Below are 20,592 nucleotides of genomic sequence, written 5' to 3'. Positions count from 1 at the left end.
GAAAAGCGTCGTTAATGATACATTAAAGAACAGTCGAGATGAAAAAATCGTGTGACGCACCAAGGGAGGAGTATGCCCTTTTGAGGAAATCTAGCGAGGAAAAATGATACTGGAACAGCAGAAAGTAAAACTGGCCTCATGAGGAGGAAGAAAGTGGCTCATGAGGTCAGGGGTTTTGTAAGTTACATCTAGTTGAGAGAGGTATGAATGATTTTGGGGAAATCCTAATTTTTTTCTCACTGTTTTAATCCCTTTATTTATGGTAAAATAAGACTATTAAGTTTAAAGAGGATTCCCTATGAAATTACAAAAACCAAAAGGAACGCAGGATATTTTACCTGCTGAATCTGCCAAGTGGCAGTACGTTGAGGGCTTTGCCCGTGAGATTTTCAAGCGTTACAACTATGCAGAAGTGCGCACGCCTATTTTTGAGCATTACGAGGTTATCAGTCGCTCTGTCGGAGATACAACGGATATCGTAACCAAGGAAATGTACGACTTTTATGACAAGGGTGACCGCCATATCACCCTCCGTCCAGAAGGAACAGCGCCCGTTGTCCGTTCCTATGTGGAAAATAAACTTTTCGCCCCAGAAGTGCAAAAGCCAAGTAAGTTCTACTACATGGGCCCTATGTTCCGCTATGAGCGTCCACAGGCAGGGCGTTTGCGCCAGTTCCACCAGATTGGTGTTGAGTGTTTTGGCTCTAGCAATCCAGCTACCGATGTGGAAACCATCGCGATGGCAGCCCATTTCTTGAAAGAAATCGGTATCCAAGGTGTCAAATTGCACCTTAACACTCTTGGAAATCCTGAGAGCCGTGCGGCCTACCGTCAAGCCTTAATTGACTATTTGACACCGCTCAAGGAGACCTTGTCTAAGGATAGCCAACGTCGCTTGGAGGAAAATCCTCTTCGTGTCTTGGACTCTAAAGAAAAAGAAGATAAGGTGGCTGTAGAGAATGCACCGTCTATCTTGGACTTTCTTGATGAAGAAAGCCAAGCTCACTTTGATGCTGTGCGTCAGATGTTGGAAAATCTTGGAGTAGACTATATCATCGATACCAATATGGTGCGTGGTCTGGACTACTACAATCACACTATTTTCGAGTTTATCACTGAGATTGAGGGTAATGACCTGACCGTCTGTGCGGGTGGTCGTTACGATGGTTTGGTTTCTTACTTTGGTGGCCCTGAAACTGCTGGATTTGGTTTTGGACTTGGTGTAGAGCGCCTGCTTCTCATTCTTGAAAAGCAAGGTGTGGCCCTCCCTATCGAAAACGCCCTAGATGTCTATATCGCAGTCTTGGGTGATGGAGCAAATGTCAAGGCCTTGGAATTGGTACAGGCTCTTCGTCAACAAGGTTTCAAAGCAGAGCGTGATTACCTCAACCGTAAACTCAAAGCTCAGTTCAAGTCAGCCGATGTCTTTGCGGCTAAGACCCTCATCACCCTCGGAGAAAGCGAAGTCGAAAGCGGACAAGTAACGGTCAAGAACAACCAAACCCGAGAAGAAGTGCAAGTGTCACTTGATGCAATCAGCCAAAACTTCTCAGAAATCTTTGAAAAACTAGGCTTTTAATAGTAGAAAAACTGGTCAGGATCTTATTCCTGACCTTTTTCTTTTGCAAAATGACAAAAATCCTAAACTTTTTGACAAATGTGCTTGTCAAAAAGAAAAAGATGTGTTACAATATAAGCAAGTTAAGAGAAAAGGAGAAAGGAACGATTATGTGGGCATTAGGATTTGTACCTCTTGTGATTATGTATTATATCTACCATTCCCAAAAGGTCAAGAAACTAGAGAATAAAATCAAAAGAATTGAGCAAAAACAGAAAGGAAATAAAGAAATGTCAAGAATTTTAAAAGAATTGATTGGGAAAACACCGACAATCGTTGGACAAGTTTTTGGAACAGATAACTGGGAAGTTGTGGATGTTGATGAGGAATGGGTCAAGCTACGTCGTGTTGATAAAAAGGGGAAAGAAAAATTCAAGTTGCAACGTATTGAGGATATTCAAACCGTTGAATTTGACGGAGAGTAGGTGTGTAACATGCAACTAAAAAATCGTCTAAAAGAGCTTCGAGCTCGCGATGGTCTCAATCAAACCGAACTAGCCAAGCTAGCAGAGGTTTCCAGACAGACCATTAGCTTACTAGAACGGGACGAATACACCCCGTCCGTTGTGATTGCCTTGAAAATATCTCAGATTTTCAACGAAACAGTCGAATCGGTATTTCGCTTGGAGGAGGACGAGTGATGAACAAGTATAGAGTGATTTATTATGTAGTTGCCATAGCTCTATTAGTCAGCCTGTGTCTACTAATTGGAACAAATCTAGGATGGTTTGATCTCTATTACAGCGACCAATTTATCTGGGCCTACTTTGCTCTTATCCCAGTCGTTGACTGGATTGAAAAGAAAGCAAACAATTTAGCAAGTAAATAAGGAGAATGAATATGGAAAAGAAAAAGAACCGTGGATTGTTGTTTTTAATGGTTGTTGTCTTGGGATTTTTCTTGGGCATTTTTGTAGGGATGTTTAAGGCTGTTGCCGAATCCCACGGAATCATGTTAGATGTGAAAGTCTTGATACCATGGATATCAGCTATTTGTTTAGTGTTAGGTTTCATTAGCATTCTTTTGACATTCAATTTCTTAAAGAAAAGCAGAAAATTTCATTCCTTGTATCAAGAGGAAATGGATGATAATCTGAATGAAACCTATTATGTGCAAATGTATCGGAATCTCGAGTTTGGAACCATTGCTTTTAATATTGCAAGTGTAGCGATTTTATTGGCTCTTTTCATCTCAGGTAGTGAAGCAATTGTACTAAATGGAAGCCATCTAACCTTATCTCTTTCTTTTTTGGCATTAGTGCTGATTTTCAGTGTTCAAAAATATCTTTTTAAGACCATTGCGATTGTTCGTCAGTTTGATTTGGCATTTTTCTCAACACCAAAGGATGTTTTAGAGTATGTAAATTCTTATGATGAAGGGGAGCGTCAGGCTAATTTGGAACAGAGTTTTCGAATTTTATTCCAATTAAATCAGTATGTCTTACCAGTCTTATATATTTTTCTTTTTATCATTTCTTTCTTGACAGGAGAGATTCAGTTACTAGCCTTTTTGCTTGTCGGAGCTATCCATATTTATATCAATGTGATGCAGTTACCTATGGTGAAACGTTATTTCAAATAAAGGAGTTTCTATGATTCGTGTTGAAAATGTAAGCAAAAGTTTTGGGAGCAAAAAAGCTCTTCATCAGATTTCTTTTGAGATTAAGGAGGGCGAAATCTTTGGTTTTCTTGGCCCTTCTGGCTCAGGTAAAACAACCATGATCAACGTCTTGACAGGTCAGTTGGCTGCAGATCAAGGTAAAACAGTTTTGTTAGGCAAGAATTCTCAAGATTTAACCTCAAATGATTTGGAACAAATTGGTATTGTTAGTGATGGAAGTGGTTTTTATGAAAAGATGAGTCTTTACAAAAATCTTCTCATCTATGCTAAGTTATATGGTCTCAAGTCAGATAGAGTAAATCAGGTGCTCCAACAGGTTGGATTGGCAGATGCTAAAGATATTATCGCAGAAAAACTATCTACAGGAATGAAACAACGAATGTTCTTGGCTCGTGCCCTTCTGAATGCTCCTAAGATTCTCTTTCTAGATGAGCCAACCAGTGGCTTAGACCCTACAACATCTAAGATGATTCATACCCTACTTCAAGAATTAAAGCAGGCGGGGACAACTATCTTTCTGACCACGCATGATATGAATGAGGCAACTCTGCTTTGTGATCGCTTATCTCTTTTAAATAAGGGAAACTTAATAGAGTATGGAAGTCCACAAGATATTATCCAGAAGTATCATGTGGATAAGAAAGTACATGTGGTTTATAACGATGGACGAGAACAGATCGTTCCATTTGAAGAATTGCCACATTTAGACACGACAGATTTGATGGTGGTTCACTCTTGTGAGCCGACACTAGAAGAAATCTTTATCAGATTGATAGGAGAAAAGTTAGATGTTTAGAAAATTAAATGCCCTACTATGGTTAAGATTACAAGTCCTTATTAGCAATTCAACTTTGTTGGCGACTTTATTGATGCCTTTTGGTATTGCTGTTTTATATAATGAATTTTTAAATAAGAATGGACAATTGAGCCTATTTTTACTATCTGCTAGCTTGACGATGGTCTTGAGCATGGGAAGTGGTTATATGGTATCGATTATGATGGCAGAAGATAAGGCAAAACGAAATCTTAAATCACTCATCCTAAGTGGTGTGACAGCAACAGAATATACTTTCAGTATGCTTGTTCTCCCTATTCTGATAATGTTACTTGCTATGATTGTACTTCCCATCTATCTTAAAGTAGATGTATCTGGTTATTTATTTGCCTACGTTATCTATTTGGTCTTAGCAACTATTAGTGTTATTTTTCTCAACCTTCTAATCGGTGCGGTATCAGATACTCAATCTAAAGCGCAAGTTTATAGTATCTTCCCTATGTTAATTGTCTCTTTTTTACCTATAATTGCTCTTCAAAATGATACGGCTCAAAAAGTGTTGGATTATTCGTTCATCGGTCCTATTGTAAATCTTTTAAATAAAAAAGGTGGGGAAATATCTTTTTCTAATATCGGCATGTTACTTGCCTGGGTACTTGTGTTAGGAATAGCAAACCTCTTTGTATTGAAAAACAGTTATAAAGCAAGATAGGAGTCCTTTATGAAACTACTTAAAAACCTTGGCTGGTTTCTTCTAGCCATTCTATCCTTTTTATTCATCTATGGCTTCATTCAGGGGCTCGCGACTACTTCGCTTGCCTTAGGCGCTTCACCCTATGCTGTGACCTTGCTCTATGTGGCCTTGGCTGGAGTTTATGTGTACGGTATTTACAAATGGTATCAGAAAGGTCCTGTTCGTATTGAGAAGAGTGGCTTCAACCGATTTATTTGGCTTCCTGCCTTGGTTTGGTTCTTATCTCTTGTTGTCCAGTTTTTCTTGCCAAATGATCCTTCAGTAAATCAGCAAATAGCGATAGACTTGACCTTGTCTCAACCACTTTTCTCATTCTTTGCGGTCGTTATTTTTGCTCCTTTGACGGAAGAACTTATCTTTAGAGGGATGTTAGCACGCTACCTCTTTCCTAAGCAGGACAATAGTAAACAAACTCTGATTTTTCTTCTGGTATCGAGTGTTTTGTTTGCCTTGATTCATTTCCCAGGTGATGTGCAACAATTTTTTGTCTATTTTAGCCTTGGTTTTAGTTTGGGCTTGGCTTATATTAGCAGAAAAGGTCTGGTCTACAGTATTTCTCTTCACGCTTTGAATAATTTAGTCGGCTTTTTGATGATTCTCATGCTATAATAGAGTCAGGAGGTCACATGAAACGAGTAATTTTATTAGCAGTGATTCAAGCAGTCGTTCTATTTTTCATCATTGGGGCGCTAGCTTATGCCTTCAAAGGCGATTTCTTCTATAACTATCTAGCAGTTGTCTTTGCCCCTATTGCAGGTGTCTTGCGTTTTGGGACAGCTTACATAACGGAAATTGTCTTGCCTCGAAAGGCAGCTGAAATTGCTGAAAAGCGTAAAGCAGGCAACAATTCAAAATAAAAGAGTCCGGTGAAGTTCATCGGATTTTTTGTATGGGCGTTAATTTTTAGGGACTTTACCTGATTTTTAAAGACTGGCAAACTTTTCTGCTGATTTTCATGAAGAGCCTGCGCTTTTATGGTAAAATAGTAACAGAATAAAAGAGGAGAGAAAACATGAAACGTAGTATGTATGCTGGTCGTGTTCGTGAGGAACACATCGGACAAGAAATAACCTTGAAAGGATGGGTTGGCCGTCGTCGTGACCTTGGTGGTTTGATCTTTATTGACCTTCGTGACCGTGAAGGAATCATGCAGTTGGTTATCAATCCTGAAAAAGTATCTGCCGAGGTTATGGCAACAGCTGAAAGCCTTCGTAGCGAATTTGTTATCGAGGTGACTGGACAGGTCGCTGCGCGTGAGCAAGCCAATGATAAGTTGCCAACTGGTGCGGTTGAGTTAAATGTAACAGCTCTGATAGTGCTCAATACAGCAAAAACAACACCATTTGAGATTAAGGATGGGATTGAGGCCAATGACGATACGCGTTTGCGTTACCGTTACCTTGACCTTCGTCGTCCAGAAATGTTGGAAAATCTTAAACTTCGTGCTAAGGTGACCCATTCTATCCGCAACTACTTGGATGAGTTGGAGTTTATCGACGTGGAGACACCATTCCTTTCTAAGTCAACGCCAGAAGGGGCGCGTGACTATTTAGTGCCGTCTCGTGTTAATAAAGGGCATTTTTACGCTCTTCCTCAAAGTCCACAAATCACTAAGCAATTGTTGATGAATGCTGGTTTTGACCGTTACTACCAAATCGTCAAATGTTTCCGTGATGAGGACTTGCGTGGAGATCGTCAACCTGAGTTTACCCAGGTCGACTTGGAAACATCTTTCCTTACGGAGCAAGAAATCCAAGATATTACAGAAGGTTTGATTGCGCGCGTGATGAAAGAGACTAAAGGCATCGAAGTCACTCTGCCTTTCCCACGTATGAAGTATGATGACGCTATGGCTCGTTACGGTTCTGACAAGCCTGATACTCGTTTTGACATGTTGCTTCAGGACTTGACAGAAGTAGTCAAAGGTGTAGACTTTAAAGTCTTTTCAGAAGCACCTGCTGTAAAAGCCATTGTGGTCAAAGGAGCTGCGGACAACTATTCACGTAAAGACATCGACAAGATGACAGAAGTAGCCAAACAGTATGGTGCCAAAGGTCTTGCTTGGGTTAAGGTTGTTGATGGAGAATTAAATGGACCAGTTGCTAAGTTCTTGACTAACATCCAAGCAGAATTGACAGCAGCACTTGCGCTTGAAGATAAGGACTTGGTTCTCTTTGTGGCAGATACGCTTGAAGTGGCTAATGCAACGCTTGGTGCCCTTCGTGGACGTATTGCCAAAGAGCTTGGTTTGATTGATAGCGATAAATTCAACTTCCTTTGGGTGGTTGACTGGCCAATGTTTGAATGGTCTGAAGAAGAAGGCCGCTACATGAGCGCCCACCATCCATTCACACTTCCACAGGAAGAAACAGCTCACGAATTAGAAGGTGATTTGGCTAAGGTTCGTGCCATTGCTTACGATATCGTCTTGAACGGTTATGAGCTTGGTGGTGGTAGCCTTCGTATCAACCAAAAAGACCTTCAAGAACGTATGTTCAAGGCTCTTGGTTTCTCAGCCGAAGAAGCAAATGACCAGTTTGGCTTCCTTCTTGAAGCCATGGACTATGGTTTCCCACCACACGGTGGTTTGGCTATCGGGCTTGACCGCTTTGTCATGCTCTTAGCAGGAGAAGAAAATATCCGTGAAGTCATTGCCTTTCCTAAGAACAACAAGGCAAGTGACCCAATGACACAAGCTCCATCAACAGTAGCACTCAAACAACTAGAGGAACTCAGCTTACAAGTAGAAGAAGATGAAACAAGCAAAACGAATTAAGCGGTGGCGCTATTATCTGCGCCGCTTTGCTTATCAGATAAAAATTTTACGTGTCTTACAAAGCATCTCTCGCGAAAAATATGATGAGAAGATTTCGGCCTCTCTGGTCTATGGTTTTTTATCAGCAGTAGCAGTTAATTTTTTTTTCCAACCAGGGCATGTGTATTCGAGTGGTGCAACAGGTATGGCACAGATTATCTCTGCCTTGAGTAATCACTGGTTTGGTTTTCATATTCCGATTTCGCTAACCTTCTACGCCATTAACTTCCCTTTGATGGTCTTGGCTTGGTATCAGATTGGCCATAAGTTTACTGTCTTTACCTTTATCACGGTGTCTATGAGCTCCTTCTTTATCCAGTTTGTCCCTGTGGCAACCTTGACGGAGGATCCCATTATCAATGCCCTTTTTGGGGGTGTTGTTATGGGGTTGGGGATTGGTTTTGCTCTTCGCAACAATATCTCCAGTGGTGGGACGGATATCGTCAGCCTGACTATTCGCAAGAAAACAGGTAAGAATGTCGGTAGTATTTCTCTCTTGGTAAATGGGACCATCATGCTGATAGCAGGTTTGACCTTTGGTTGGAAATACGCTCTCTACTCTATGATTACCATCTTTGTCTCTAGCCGTGTGACAGACGCTGTTTTTACCAAGCAAAAACGCATGCAGGCTATGATTGTGACCAATCATCCAGATAAAGTAATTGAGAAAATCCATAAAAAATTGCACCGCGGAGCAACCATGATCCATGATGCAGAAGGAACCTATAATCACGAGAGAAAGGCAGTTTTAATCACTGTCATTACACGTGCAGAGTTTAATGAATTTAAACAGATTATGACACAAGTGGATCCAAGCGCCTTTGTCTCTGTCTCGGAAAATGTTCATATTCTAGGAAGATTTGTTGAGATAGATAATTAGTGACCAAAAAAACCAGCGTGAGCTGGTTTTTATTTTTCTATAATTTTATGGGCAATCAACTGGCGGTAACAAATTTGTTTATTGCTTTTAGCATCGTTGATAATCTGAAGAATCGTTTCAAATGATGTTTGACCAAGTTCTAGGCTATTGATATCGACATAGGCTGCCAAGTTGAGCTTGGGATTAACCGAGTCAAAGCTGAGAACAGGGACATTCAGCTGGTGTTTGGCAATATAGTTACAAACACCTTCAGCTAGGAGGCTATCGGTTGTGATGATGGCATCAATTTGTGGATCGTGCTTGAATAATCGCTTGCTAAATTTATAGCCCTTTTCTTCCAGAAACTCGTCGGCAAAGTAGATGCGATTGTTGTCAGTGGTCAGTTTGTAATGCTTAAGCGCCTGTTCATAGCCTGTTAAACGGTCTTTGGTCACGAAGAGCTTTTTACTTCCTCCGATAAAGGCAATGCGTTTGCAGCCTTTTTTGATGAAATATTCAGTCGCATCAAAACCAGCTTGAACATTGTCGTTGTCGACAAGTGGGATGAAAGGAGATAGAGATTTACCTAAGATAAGGAAGGGGAACTGTTCTTCTGCTACGAGTTTGACGAGGGGATCTTCTTCTTGGGCATAGAGAAAGATTAGCCCATCTACACGCTTGCCGTAGACCATTTGTGAAATAGCGTTGAGACGCTCCTTTTCATCTTTTCCTGTTGCTATCTGAATGGCATAGTGGTTTTCAGATGCGACTTGAGAGATGCCACGTAGAACCGATGGAAAGAAAGGATTCTGGTAGAAGGCGTCTGAGTCATCAGGAAGAACCAAACCAATCACCTGAGTGTAGCTGCTTACCAAGCTACGAGCGTTGAGGTTTGGGTGGTAGTTAAGTTCCTTCATAGCTTTGCGAACACGTTTTTTTGTTTCGTCGCTAATGGTTGATTTATTTTGAATAACACGGGTTACGGTTGAAGGCGAAACACCAGCAGCCTTGGCCACGTCTTTAATCGTAACGGGCATAAAAATCTCCTATTTATGGTAATTTGGATCACGGAAATGTGTTTTATAAAAGATAGTGACCAGATACAGAACAAAAAGAATATTTTGTACAGTAATCAGGGTTGTCATATTTTGGCCAAATAATCCCAAAATAAGTGTAATCAGAGTCGGCAATCCTAAACAGTTCAAGATAAAGTGATAGCACTCTTTAAAGGTTCTAAATGAAAAGAGGCGTGATTTCTTAGTGATATAAAGGAGAAGACTAGCTCCTAGAGAGACGATAAAGAAATTCAAACCAAAGAGGAAGCTGGCACCGAGAACTAGGAAGAGACTGATATAGACACGATTTTGTTGGTACCAGTCTTTAGAAATTGCTTGGGTCAAGCTGTCTTTGCTTTTGAAACTCTCAGTCTGAATGGCTCGGTAAGAGATGCGGGTCAGTTCCTTGCTTTCCTTGCTGATGACTAGCTCATTTGTATCGAAATGCAGTTGCAAGTCCTTCGGGAACTCCTTACTTGGGCTTGGACCAATCACAACAGAAGGCGCTTGACTAGCTGTTCCTGTATAAATTAATGTGCCATCGACAATTGTAGCATGTTCAGAGAGATCCTGGACAACCTTATCTGTCAATGGTTCATAGACATTATCGATAAAGGTTTCTAGCGGATAAGTCTCCTGTGAGCTGTTTTGAATGGCAATGGGTACCATCGACAAGCTGATAAGGAAGATACTGGTAAAGAGTAGTTGAAACCAGTTGAGCCCGAAACGTTTGGACAGGGGCTTACGAAATCCCCAAATACTTGAAAAATAGGAAAATGGATATGGAAGCATAGGTATCTTTCTAAAAGGTGTTTTCTATATGAGTATTATTATATAGAGAAATTCGCTTTATTTCAAGTCTAGGAGAAAAATTGCTTGTTGTAAGGACATTACTTACAGTAACAATCGTTAATACTTAATGAAAATCACAGAGCAAACTAGGAAGCTAACCACAGGTTGCTCAAAACACTGTTTTGAGGTTGCAGATGGAAGCTGACGTGGTTTGAAGAGGTTTTCGAAGAGTATAAAATGAAAAAGGGTGGCGGGGATAAATTATCCCTTGTCGCCACCACTTGTAAGTCCTGAAACAAAGTTCTTTTGTAGGAAGAAGAAGAGAATACAGATTGGAAGGGCGATGAGGATAGCACCTGCTGAGAAGTAGGCAATCTTCATGTTTTTCGCATTGTTAACGAAGGTTTGGAGACCTACGGCAACAGTAAAGTATTCTTTCTCACGAAGCAAGAAACTAGAGAGGATGTAGTCCCCGAAAGGTCCCATGAAGGCCCAGAGAGCTTGTACGGCAACCATTGGGCGAACAAGTGGAAGAACAATTTGCCAGAAGCGGCGGAAGTGTCCTGCACCGTCTAGTTTTGCAGATTCGTCTAAAGACATTGGCACTGTATCGAAGTAGCCTTTCATGAGCCAAGTATTCATCGGGATACCACCACCAACGTAGAGGAAGATGAGGAACCAGCTGTGGTTAAGGGCGTTCAACATAAGTGCCATAACGAAGAAGGCTGTCAAAGCGGCCATGGTTGGCACCATTTGGATAATCAAGAAGAAGACCAAACTTTGTTTACGAGCCAAGAAGTTGTAACGGCTGTAGGCATAACCAGCAAGTACGATGATACTTGTTTGAACAGCCATGGTAATCAAGGCAATGATCAAGGTGTTGAGGTACCAAGTACCGTACAAGGTTTCAGTGAAGAGGCCTTGGAAGTTAGCAAAACTAAAGTCGACGTTGCTGTCTAGTTTAAAGGCTACTACGTTACCAGTCTTGAAGGCTGACATAATGGTAATCAACAGTGGATAGATAATGACAATTGATAGACCAATCAGGTAAAGGTATGTAAGGCTTTGAGTCAGTCTACGTTTGAGTTTAATTGAGTTATTCATCTTAGACGTCCTCCATATCAAATGCGTGTAGTTTCTTGAATGCGATCATAGAGATTGAGATGACAATGATAGAGATAATCAAGGTGACAGCTGCCGCCATTGAGTATTGAGGAGATGTACCTGTTGTCAAACGGTAAATCCATGAAATCAAGATATCGGTTGAACCAGCTCCACCACCGACACTACCAGGTCCTCCAGCGTTGAAGAGGTACATGATAGAGAAGTTGTTAAAGTTGAAGGTGTATTGGCTAATCAAAGTAGGTGCCGCAACAGCTAAGATCATTGGGAAAGTGATGTTGCGGAATTTTTGCCAAGCATTGGCACCGTCAATATAAGCTGCTTCGTAAAGGTCGTTAGGAATAGATTGCAAGATACCCAAGGTCAGAACGTAGATGTATGGGAATCCGAGCCAACCTTGCATCATAATCAAGGCAATCTTAGTCCAAGTTGGGTCTGTTTTCCAGGGAATAAGAGCGCCATCAAGGAAAGGAAGGAATTTAGCCAAGATTGGCAATACTTGGGTGTTGATAGCTCCGACACTATCGTTAAACATGTTTGAGAATGTCAAGATAGTGATGAAGGCTGGGACAGCCCAAGGAAGAAGGAAAATAACACCAAAGATACGTTTTCCTTTGATAAATGGTTGGTTAGCAATGATAGCTGTGAAGATACCAATCACAATCTGTAAAGTTGAGGCTGCCAAAGCCCAGATGATGGTCCAAGAAAGAACAGAACCAAAGGCAGAACGGAAGGTACTCAAACTCCAGATATTACTAAAGTTTGTCAAACCAACCCAGTCCAACAATTTGTTTGGTGGTAAGTGTTGGAAGTCATAGTTGGTAAAGGCGATCATCAAGGTTACGATAACTGGGAAGATAATCGCGAAGGTCATGGCAACATAAGATGGAATAATCAAGAGATAAGGGAAACCATTTTCATAAATCCCTTTGATCATGTCTTTGAGAGTACGTGGAACTGGAATTCCATTGTTAATGCGTTTTGCAATCGTATATGCATCTTTGATATTTGAGAAATAAAAGAGTACATAAACGACTACAAAGATTAAATGGAAGGCACCACGAATCAGCATAAAGAGGGAATTATCACGACCGGGCTTGTCACCAAGAGTGATGAGATTGCTCAATTCAGGTGCTGCAAGTGCTAGGAAGTAAAGGACAAATACGATGGTTACACCAAGGAAGATAAAACCTTTGGCTTTTTGTTTATTGTAAATCTGTCCTAATCCAGGAATGATAGACAGCAGGGCTGCTTTACTAGGTTGTTGCTTTTCCATAATAACTCCTTTCATAGGATACTACTTTTTTTATAAGAAAGCTAAATTATTTGTGTCTCTATTGATAAATTCAAAGGGGGATTTGAATTCCACCCCCCTTGAACAAATTTTTTATTCACCAAATTTTTGTTTGATTGTTTCTTTGATCAATGTTACAGCGTCGTTAGCAGCTGTTTTAGCATCTTTTTGACCACTTACAGTATCAAAGAGCATGTTAGCAGCTGGTTCCCAAACTGCAGACATTTGAGAGATGTTTGGAATTGGTTGAGCGTTCTTGAATTGTTTGATAACAGCTGTTGTCAACTCATCGTTTTTACCTTCAGCGTATGAACGAGCTTCAGTATTAGCTGGGATTTCGTTAGTTGCATCGTAGAAAGCTTTTTGTTGTTCAGTTGAAACAAGGAAGTCTACAAATTTCTGTGCGCCTTCAAGGTTCTTAGTACTTGAAGGAATGATCCAAGCTTTACCACCACCGAATGCAGCATATTCTTTTCCATTTGGAAGAGTTGGGATAGTCGCAACACCGTAGTTTACTTTAGCATCTTTGAGGGCTTGAGCTTTCCAAGGCCCATCAATGATAGCAGCTGTTTTACCTTCTTGGAATTGAGTTTGGATTAGGTTTCCAGCAGCTGTACCATCTTGCATACCTTTAGGCCATTTTTCGTACCAAGATTTAGCGTAGTTGATACCTGCGATAGAACCGTCGTTTGCAAGACCGATGTCTTTAGGGTCTTTACCGTTTTGTCCGAATACGTAAGCGCCGTTACCAGCAAGAAGTCCGTATGCATAGTAGAAGTTTGTCCAGTCAGCTAGGAAGGCAGAAGTTTTTCCATCTTCTCCAGCGAAGGCATATTTGCTATCTTTAGCAAGGTTTTCCAAGTCAGCAAATGTTTTGGGAGCGTCTTTTACCAAGTCTTTGTTGTAGTACATAACAAGTGACTCGATAACGGCAGGAGCACCGTAAACTTTACCGTCAGCAGCGGTTACAAGAGATTTAGTTGTATCTTCTGTTTTAGCACCATCGCTCAATTTCACTTCTGAAAGTTGTCCGTCAGAACCAAGGCTACCCACACGGTCGTATGGAGCCATCATAACGTCAGCAGCTTGACCAGATTGGTTGTCAAGAGAAAGTTTGTCAAGCCCACCAAGTTGGTCACCAGATTTGATGTTAACTGTTGTGCCTGATTGCTCTTTATAAGCTTTAGCAACTGTTTCAGCATAAGCTTTGTATTGGTCCTCAACGTAAAGAGTGATTTCTTTCGCTTCAGATGAACCAGACTCAGCAGGCTTATCAGCAGTTTTGCTTCCGCAAGCTACCAAGAGCAAGCTAGCAAGTGTAGCAGTTCCAAGCACCGCAGCGCTCTTCATGAATTTAGATGACATAGTGTATTCCTCCTAAAGAATAACAAGTTTTATTGATAAGGAAACGCAAACGTTTTCCTTTATGAACTTAGTATAGCACAAATAGAAAACGGTTGCAAGTGTTTTTGACAAAAATTTTAAAAAATTTTTAAGCTTGATTTGATAGCATGATTTTGCTTTTTAATAGAAGAAAAGTGTGAAATAGATAAGAATACAGTATTTTTAATAAAAAATAGATGTAATCTATCTAAAGAGGGAAATCAGGAGGGGCTACCTCCCTGTTTCTAATTCCTATCTATTTTCTATGGATCTTTGTGCCCCTTGCATCTAAATTCAAGTTTTCTAGGGGAGGATTTGCACTTTGTAGACTGTCCCGTGAGAGTCAAACTTTAGGATTAGATAGTTTTAATACTCTTCGAAAATCAAATTCAAACCGCGTCAACGTCGCCTTGCCGTACTCAAGTACAGCCTGCGGCTAGTTTCCTAGTTTGCTCTTTGATTTTCATTGAGTATAAGTTATCTTTGCTAAAATGGGTTAGTCTCCTTAAAAATAATCAAAAAAGTTTTTTAAAAACGCTTGCAATTATGCTTGAAAAGGAGTATACTTATAAGTAGCGCAAACGTTTGCGTCTGCAAAAATACGCAACGTTCCATTATTTTAACACACGAGGTGCTATTATGAAAAAACGTCAAAGTGGTGTGTTGATGCACATCTCTTCTCTTCCAGGAGCTTACGGAATCGGATCATTTGGTCAAAGTGCTTACGACTTCGTTGATTTCTTGGTTTGCACAAAACAACGTTACTGGCAAATCCTTCCATTAGGAACAACTAGTTACGGGGATTCTCCTTACCAATCTTTCTCAGCCTTCGCAGGAAACACTCATTTTATCGATTTAGATATCTTGGTGGAGCAAGGTTTGTTGGAAGCAAGTGACCTTGAAGGAGTTGACTTTGGTAGCGATGCGTCTGAAGTTGATTATGCGAAAATCTACTATGCACGTCGTCCTCTTTTAGAAAAAGCGGTAAAACGTTTCTTGGAAGTAGGAGATGTTAAAGATTTTGAGAAATTTGCTCAAGACAACCAATCATGGCTTGAGCTCTTTGCTGAGTATATGGCTATCAAAGAGCATTTTGACAATCTTGCTTGGACTGAATGGCCAGATGCAGATGTTCGTGCTCGTAAAGCTTCAGCACTTGAAAGCTACCGTGAGCAATTGGCAGACAAGTTGGTTTACCACCGTGTGACTCAATACTTCTTCTTCCAACAATGGTTGAAATTGAAAGCTTACGCTAACGACAACCACATCGAAATCGTTGGGGACATGCCAATCTACGTAGCGGAAGATTCAAGCGATATGTGGGCAAATCCGCATCTCTTCAAAACAGATGTCAACGGTAAGGCAACTTGCATCGCAGGATGTCCACCAGATGAGTTCTCTGCAACTGGTCAGCTTTGGGGTAACCCAATCTATGACTGGGAAGCAATGGACAAAGATGGTTACAAATGGTGGATTGAACGCTTGCGTGAAAGCTTCAAAATCTACGATATCGTTCGTATTGACCACTTCCGTGGTTTCGAATCTTACTGGGAAATCCCTGCTGGTTCCGATACAGCAGCACCTGGTGAGTGGGTGAAAGGTCCGGGCTACAAGCTTTTTGCAGCCGTTAAGGAAGAACTTGGTGAGCTAAACATCATCGCAGAAGACCTTGGCTTCATGACAGATGAAGTTATTGAGTTGCGTGAACGTACTGGCTTCCCAGGAATGAAGATTCTTCAATTTGCCTTCAACCCAGAAGACGAAAGTATCGATAGCCCACACTTGGCACCTGCTAACTCAGTTATGTACACAGGAACTCACGATAACAATACGGTTCTTGGTTGGTACCGTAACGAGATTGATGATGCGACTCGTGAGTACATGGCTCGTTACACGAACCGTAAAGAATACGAAACAGTGCCACATGCTATGCTTCGTACAGTCTTTTCATCAGTTAGCTTCATGGCAATTGCAACTATGCAAGATTTGCTAGAATTGGATGAGGCGGCTCGTATGAACTTCCCATCTACCCTTGGTGGAAACTGGTCTTGGCGTATGACTGAAGAGCAATTGACACCAGCTGTTGAGGAAGGTTTGCTTGACTTAACAACAATCTATCGCCGAATCAATGAAAATTTGGTAGAATTAAAGAAATAATACAATATCAGGAGACATCTTAAACATGTTATCACTACAAGAATTTGTACAAAATCGTTACAATAAAACCATTGCAGAATGTAGCAATGAAGAGCTTTACCTTGCCCTTCTTAACTACAGCAAGCTTGCAAGTAGCCAAAAACCAGTTAACACTGGTAAGAAAAAAGTTTACTACATCTCAGCTGAGTTCTTGATTGGTAAACTCTTGTCAAACAACTTGATTAACCTTGGTCTTTACGACGATGTCAAAAAAGAACTTGCAGCTGCAGGTAAAGACTTGATCGAAGTTGAAGAAGTTGAATTGGAACCATCTCTTGGTAATGGTGGTTTGGGACGTTTGGCTGCCTGCTTTATCGACTCAATTGCGACTCTTGGTTTGAATGGTGACGGTGTTGGTCTGAACTACCACTTTGGTCTTTTCCAACAAGTTCTTAAAAACAACCAACAAGAAACAATTCCAAATGCATGGTTGACAGAGCAAAACTGGTTGGTTCGCTCAAGCCGTAGCTACCAAGTACCATTTGCAGACTTTACTTTGACATCAACTCTTTATGATATTGATGTTCCTGGTTACAAGACAGAAACGAAGAACCGCTTGCGTTTGTTTGACTTGGATTCAGTTGATTCTTCTATTATTAAAGATGGTATCAACTTTGACAAGACAGATATCGCTCGCAACTTGACTCTCTTCCTTTACCCAGATGATAGTGACCGTCAAGGTGAATTGCTCCGTATCTTCCAACAATACTTCATGGTTTCAAACGGTGCGCAATTGATTATCGACGAAGCAATCGAAAAAGGAAGCAACTTGCATGACCTTGCTGACTACGCAGTTGTGCAAATCAACGATACTCACCCATCAATGGTGATTCCTGAATTGATCCGTCTTTTGACTGCACGTGGTATCGAGCTTGACGAAGCAATCTCAATCGTTCGTAGCATGACTGCCTACACTAACCACACAATCCTTGCTGAAGCCCTTGAAAAATGGCCTCTTGAATTCTTGCAAGAAGTGGTTCCTCACTTGGTACCAATCATCGAAGAATTGGACCGTCGCGTGAAAGCAGAATACAAAGATCCAGCTGTTCAAATCATCGATGAGAGCGGACGTGTTCACATGGCTCATATGGATATCCACTACGGATACAGCGTTAACGGGGTTGCAGCACTTCACACTGAAATCTTGAAAAATTCTGAGTTGAAAGCCTTCTACGACCTTTACCCAGAAAAATTCAACAACAAAACAAACGGTATCACTTTCCGTCGTTGGCTCATGCATGCTAACCCAAGATTGTCTCACTACTTGGATGAGATTCTTGGAGATGGTTGGCACCATGAAGCAGATGAGCTTGAAAAACTCTTGTCTTATGAAGACAAAGCAGCTGTCAAAGAAAAATTGGAAAGCATCAAGGCTCACAACAAACGTAAATTGGCACGTCACTTGAAAGAACACCAAGGTGTGGAAATCAATCCAAACTCTATCTTTGATATCCAAATCAAACGTCTTCACGAGTACAAACGCCAACAAATGAATGCCTTGTACGTAATCCACAAATACTTTGACATCAAAGCTGGTAACATCCCTGCTCGTCCAATCACAATCTTCTTTGGTGGTAAAGCAGCTCCAGCCTACACAATCGCTCAAGACATCATCCACTTGATTCTTTGCATGTCAGAAGTTATTGCTAACGATCCAGCAGTAGCTCCACACTTGCAAGTAGTTATGGTTGAAAACTACAACGTTACTGCAGCAAGCTTCCTTATCCCAGCATGTGATATCTCAGAACAAATCTCACTTGCTTCTAAAGAAGCTTCAGGTACTGGTAACATGAAATTCATGTTGAACGGAGCTTTGACTCTTGGTACTATGGACGGTGCTAACGTGGAAATCGCTGAGTTGGTTGGCGACGAAAACATCTACATCTTTGGTGAAGATTCAGAAACTGTTATCGACCTTTACGCAAAAGCAGCTTACAAATCAAGCGAATTCTACGCTCGTAAAGCTATCAAACCATTGGTTGACTTCATTGTTAGCGATGCAGTTCTTGCAGCTGGAAACAAAGAGCGCTTGGAACGTCTTTACAATGAATTGATCAACAAAGACTGGTTCATGACTCTTCTTGACTTGGAAGACTACATCAAAGTCAAAGAGCAAATGTTGGCTGACTACGAAGACCGTGACGCATGGTTGGATAAAGTTATCGTTAACATTTCTAAAGCAGGATTCTTCTCATCTGACCGTACAATCGCTCAGTATAACGAAGATATCTGGCACTTGAACTAATACTCTTCGAAAATCAAATTCATACTAATACATTTTGTAAAAAAGCGAGTTTCGATTGAAATTCGCTTTTTTAAATGCTGTGGATTTGGGTCAATCTTGTCTAAAAATAGGGAAATCCTAGATACAGTGAAGGCTTTAAATGCTGGTTTTTACTATCTTCAGCCTTATATTTTTTCGTAGTTGGTTACCTCATAACTCTTGTATTCGCTTACATAAAGTATTATAATATAATTGTAGGAAAGAAGGTGTTTTTATGTGGAAAAAATATTTTTCAAAATATAAATGGACGGATTTATTTTGGATTTTATTTGTTATTTTGACCTGCCTCTATATAGGTAACAACGATTTGCTTCCTCTCAATCATCAAGAAATCTCTTTTCGTGGTAGCGTTTGGGGTCTGGTACTGGCCTTATTTCACTTGCTATTTATTGATAAGTTTGTTATCTCGAATCGAAAATAAATATTAGAACTATGCCTGACTGGCTACTTTTATGATTGATTTTGGAGGAAGATTTTGTCTCTATTATTTATTATTTTAAATTTGTTTATCTTGTACAAGATTTATTCTTTGAGGCGGGAGAAATCAAAATACTTGATTTATACGGCCTATATCATATTTGGGGTAAATGTACTATATGGTATTCAATGGTTATTAAAAGAACTGATTTCAACTATTTCCACTTAATATGTATGGAAACTCCAGTGATTTTTGCATAACAAAACGCATAAGATTAAGGATTTAGTTCTGTACTGCACAGGGCTAAGTCCTTTTAGTTTTACCTTAATTCTCTTGTTGTTGTAATAATCAATATAGTCTATAATGGCTTGTTCCAATTGATTAAGTGATTTAAATGTTTTCTCATAGCCATAAAACATTTCCGATTTCAGAATCCCAAAGAAAGATTCCATCATGCCGTTGTCTGGGCTGTTTCCCTTTCGTGACATAGATGCTTGAATTCCCTTACTCTCTAGGAATCGATGATAAGAATCGTGTTGGTATTGCCAGCCTTGATCACTATGGAGAATCGTATTCTCGTAGTGCTTCTCTGTGAATGCCTGTTCCAACATTGTTTTTACTTGTTCTAAGTTGGGTGAAGTTGAAAGATTATAGGCGATAATTTCGCTATTAAAGCCATCTAAAACTGGTGATAAGTAAAGCTTTTGAGTACTTGCTGGAATGGCAAATTCTGTCACATCTGTGTAGCACTTTTCCATTGTTTTAGAGCCTTCAAATTGACGTTGAATGAGATTCTCTGCTTTCTTACCAACGTCTCCTTTATGAGAAGAATATTTTCGTTTCTGTCGCATTTTAGCTTGTAAATTGAGTACTTTCATCAAGCCTTGAACTCTTTTATGATTTACTAGATAACCACGATTTCTTAGTTCTAAATAAATCCGACGATAAGCATAATTTCCCTTGTGTTCGATAAAGATGGATTGAATTTCAGCTTTAAGCTCTTGGTCCTTATCTGGTTTATCTAGCTGTTTCAAGTGATAGTAGTAGGTCGAACGAGCTAGTTTAATGGCTTTTAAAAGAAGATCTAACGAAAACTCAGTCATTAATTCTTGAACAATTTCTGTCTTTCTTCTTTCTCTTTTTCCTCCTTCAATCGGAGTTCTCTTAACTTTTTTAGGATGGCATTCTCCGCTCTCAGGTACTCATTTTCTGCTTGAAGACGTTCTAATTCTGTCCTCTCTTCAGGTCTCGTTTTTGGCTTACGTCCCATTTTAGGTACTCTCCCTCTTGTTTTCTCAACAATAGTATACCCGTTTTTCCTGTATTGTGCTAGCCAATTAAGAAGTATCGTACGACTTGGGAGGCCGTATTCAAGAGAAACTCTATCTTTAGTCCAGCCTTCATGTATGACTTTATCAATCATTTCTTGTTTTAAATCAGGAGAATAGTAACGATTTTTTCCTTTTTTGACGAACTCTATTCCGTAACGATCAATCAATTTAATCATGTACCTAATATTAGAATTGTTTATCCCAAATTTATTTGAAAGCTTCTCTAAGCTATATCCTTGTTTTCTAAGTTCATAGATCTGAACTTTATCATCATAA

The 20,592-nt window shown here is 40.2% G+C and carries 20 protein-coding genes; 14 read left to right on the top strand and 6 right to left on the bottom strand.

Annotated elements, in window-relative coordinates:
* The first annotated feature begins 298 nt into the window (after positions 1-298).
* From hisS to HT678_RS06220, 11 genes are all read left to right on the top strand, one after another.
* On the top strand, positions 299-1,579 hold the full coding sequence (gene hisS, locus HT678_RS06270; protein ID WP_172924717.1) for a histidine--tRNA ligase: 1,281 nt from the start codon (positions 299-301) through the stop codon (positions 1,577-1,579).
* Positions 1,579-2,043, top strand: a complete 465-nt coding sequence (locus HT678_RS06265; RefSeq protein ID WP_172924719.1) for a hypothetical protein — start codon at positions 1,579-1,581, stop codon at positions 2,041-2,043. The genes hisS and HT678_RS06265 overlap by 1 nt, the downstream gene beginning before the upstream one ends.
* Positions 2,044-2,052: 9 nt before the next feature.
* Positions 2,053-2,259, top strand: coding sequence for a helix-turn-helix transcriptional regulator (locus tag HT678_RS06260; RefSeq protein WP_001176233.1), 207 nt, complete (start codon positions 2,053-2,055; stop codon positions 2,257-2,259).
* Entirely contained in the window at positions 2,259-2,447 is a 189-nt protein-coding gene (locus HT678_RS06255; protein ID WP_172924715.1) for a hypothetical protein, read from the top strand. Before HT678_RS06260 ends, HT678_RS06255 begins: the two co-directional genes overlap by 1 nt.
* 11 nt (positions 2,448-2,458) lie before the next feature.
* Positions 2,459-3,199 carry a DUF3169 family protein gene (locus HT678_RS06250; protein ID WP_172924713.1) on the top strand — a complete coding sequence of 247 codons (741 nt, stop codon included), beginning with the start codon at positions 2,459-2,461 and terminating at the stop codon, positions 3,197-3,199.
* A 10-nt stretch (positions 3,200-3,209) separates the two neighbouring features.
* A complete protein-coding gene (locus HT678_RS06245; RefSeq protein WP_172924711.1) occupies positions 3,210-4,034 on the top strand; it encodes an ABC transporter ATP-binding protein in 825 nt (274 codons plus the stop codon).
* Complete coding sequence (locus HT678_RS06240; protein WP_172924709.1) at positions 4,027-4,725, top strand: ABC transporter permease; 699 nt, start codon at positions 4,027-4,029, stop codon at positions 4,723-4,725. The genes HT678_RS06245 and HT678_RS06240 overlap by 8 nt, the downstream gene beginning before the upstream one ends.
* Before the next feature lie 9 nt (positions 4,726-4,734).
* Positions 4,735-5,376 (top strand): type II CAAX endopeptidase family protein, encoded by a 642-nt coding sequence (locus HT678_RS06235; RefSeq protein ID WP_172924707.1) that lies wholly within the window; start codon positions 4,735-4,737, stop codon positions 5,374-5,376.
* Positions 5,377-5,393: 17 nt separating this feature from the next.
* Positions 5,394-5,624 (top strand): hypothetical protein, encoded by a 231-nt coding sequence (locus HT678_RS06230; RefSeq protein ID WP_000832181.1) that lies wholly within the window; start codon positions 5,394-5,396, stop codon positions 5,622-5,624.
* 155 nt (positions 5,625-5,779) lie between these two features.
* A complete protein-coding gene (gene aspS / locus HT678_RS06225; RefSeq protein WP_172924705.1) occupies positions 5,780-7,543 on the top strand; it encodes an aspartate--tRNA ligase in 1,764 nt (587 codons plus the stop codon).
* Positions 7,521-8,462, top strand: a complete 942-nt coding sequence (locus HT678_RS06220; RefSeq protein WP_000806293.1) for a YitT family protein — start codon at positions 7,521-7,523, stop codon at positions 8,460-8,462. Before aspS ends, HT678_RS06220 begins: the two co-directional genes overlap by 23 nt.
* A gap of 29 nt (positions 8,463-8,491) precedes the next feature.
* Here the strand turns inward: HT678_RS06220 and HT678_RS06215 are convergent, their stop codons facing one another.
* From HT678_RS06215 to HT678_RS06195, 5 genes are all read right to left on the bottom strand, one after another.
* Positions 8,492-9,478 carry a LacI family DNA-binding transcriptional regulator gene (locus HT678_RS06215; RefSeq protein WP_023939941.1) on the bottom strand — a complete coding sequence of 329 codons (987 nt, stop codon included), beginning with the start codon at positions 9,476-9,478 and terminating at the stop codon, positions 8,492-8,494.
* 9 nt (positions 9,479-9,487) lie between these two features.
* Complete coding sequence (locus HT678_RS06210) at positions 9,488-10,288, bottom strand: DUF1189 domain-containing protein (RefSeq protein ID WP_172924704.1); 801 nt, start codon at positions 10,286-10,288, stop codon at positions 9,488-9,490.
* A 261-nt stretch (positions 10,289-10,549) separates the two neighbouring features.
* Positions 10,550-11,392 (bottom strand): sugar ABC transporter permease, encoded by an 843-nt coding sequence (locus tag HT678_RS06205; protein ID WP_001065638.1) that lies wholly within the window; start codon positions 11,390-11,392, stop codon positions 10,550-10,552.
* Position 11,393: 1 nt separating this feature from the next.
* The gene (locus tag HT678_RS06200) at positions 11,394-12,686 is read right to left on the bottom strand and encodes a sugar ABC transporter permease (protein ID WP_000414964.1); all 1,293 of its coding nucleotides are present in this window, start codon (positions 12,684-12,686) and stop codon (positions 11,394-11,396) included.
* A gap of 111 nt (positions 12,687-12,797) precedes the next feature.
* Complete coding sequence (locus HT678_RS06195; RefSeq protein ID WP_000095469.1) at positions 12,798-14,069, bottom strand: extracellular solute-binding protein; 1,272 nt, start codon at positions 14,067-14,069, stop codon at positions 12,798-12,800.
* A 609-nt stretch (positions 14,070-14,678) separates the two neighbouring features.
* Here HT678_RS06195 and malQ point away from each other — a divergent pair.
* The 3 genes from malQ (at position 14,679) to HT678_RS11530 (ending at position 18,988) form a co-directional block, all read left to right on the top strand.
* Complete coding sequence (gene malQ / locus HT678_RS06190; protein ID WP_281623700.1) at positions 14,679-16,244, top strand: 4-alpha-glucanotransferase; 1,566 nt, start codon at positions 14,679-14,681, stop codon at positions 16,242-16,244.
* Between the two features lie 25 nt (positions 16,245-16,269).
* Positions 16,270-18,528, top strand: a complete 2,259-nt coding sequence (locus HT678_RS06185) for a glycogen/starch/alpha-glucan phosphorylase (RefSeq protein ID WP_101514498.1) — start codon at positions 16,270-16,272, stop codon at positions 18,526-18,528.
* 253 nt (positions 18,529-18,781) lie between these two features.
* Positions 18,782-18,988: a hypothetical protein gene (locus HT678_RS11530; protein ID WP_101514497.1), complete on the top strand. Its 207-nt coding sequence runs from the start codon at positions 18,782-18,784 to the stop codon at positions 18,986-18,988.
* Between the two features lie 221 nt (positions 18,989-19,209).
* Here the strand turns inward: HT678_RS11530 and HT678_RS06180 are convergent.
* Positions 19,210-20,592 (bottom strand): IS3 family transposase gene (locus HT678_RS06180; protein WP_240153450.1). Its coding sequence is split into 2 segments (ribosomal slippage), with 1,384 coding nucleotides annotated over them: positions 19,210-20,162 and positions 20,162-20,592; the frame shifts between segments, so codons are not numbered across the junction. This gene is flagged as partial in the annotation.

This window comes from Streptococcus sp. 3167 (assembly GCF_013277175.1).
Taxonomy (GTDB): Bacteria; Bacillota; Bacilli; order Lactobacillales; family Streptococcaceae; genus Streptococcus; species Streptococcus pseudopneumoniae.
The sequence above is the reverse complement of the archived record's forward strand: the minus strand, read 5'-3'. Positions and strand labels throughout refer to the sequence as shown.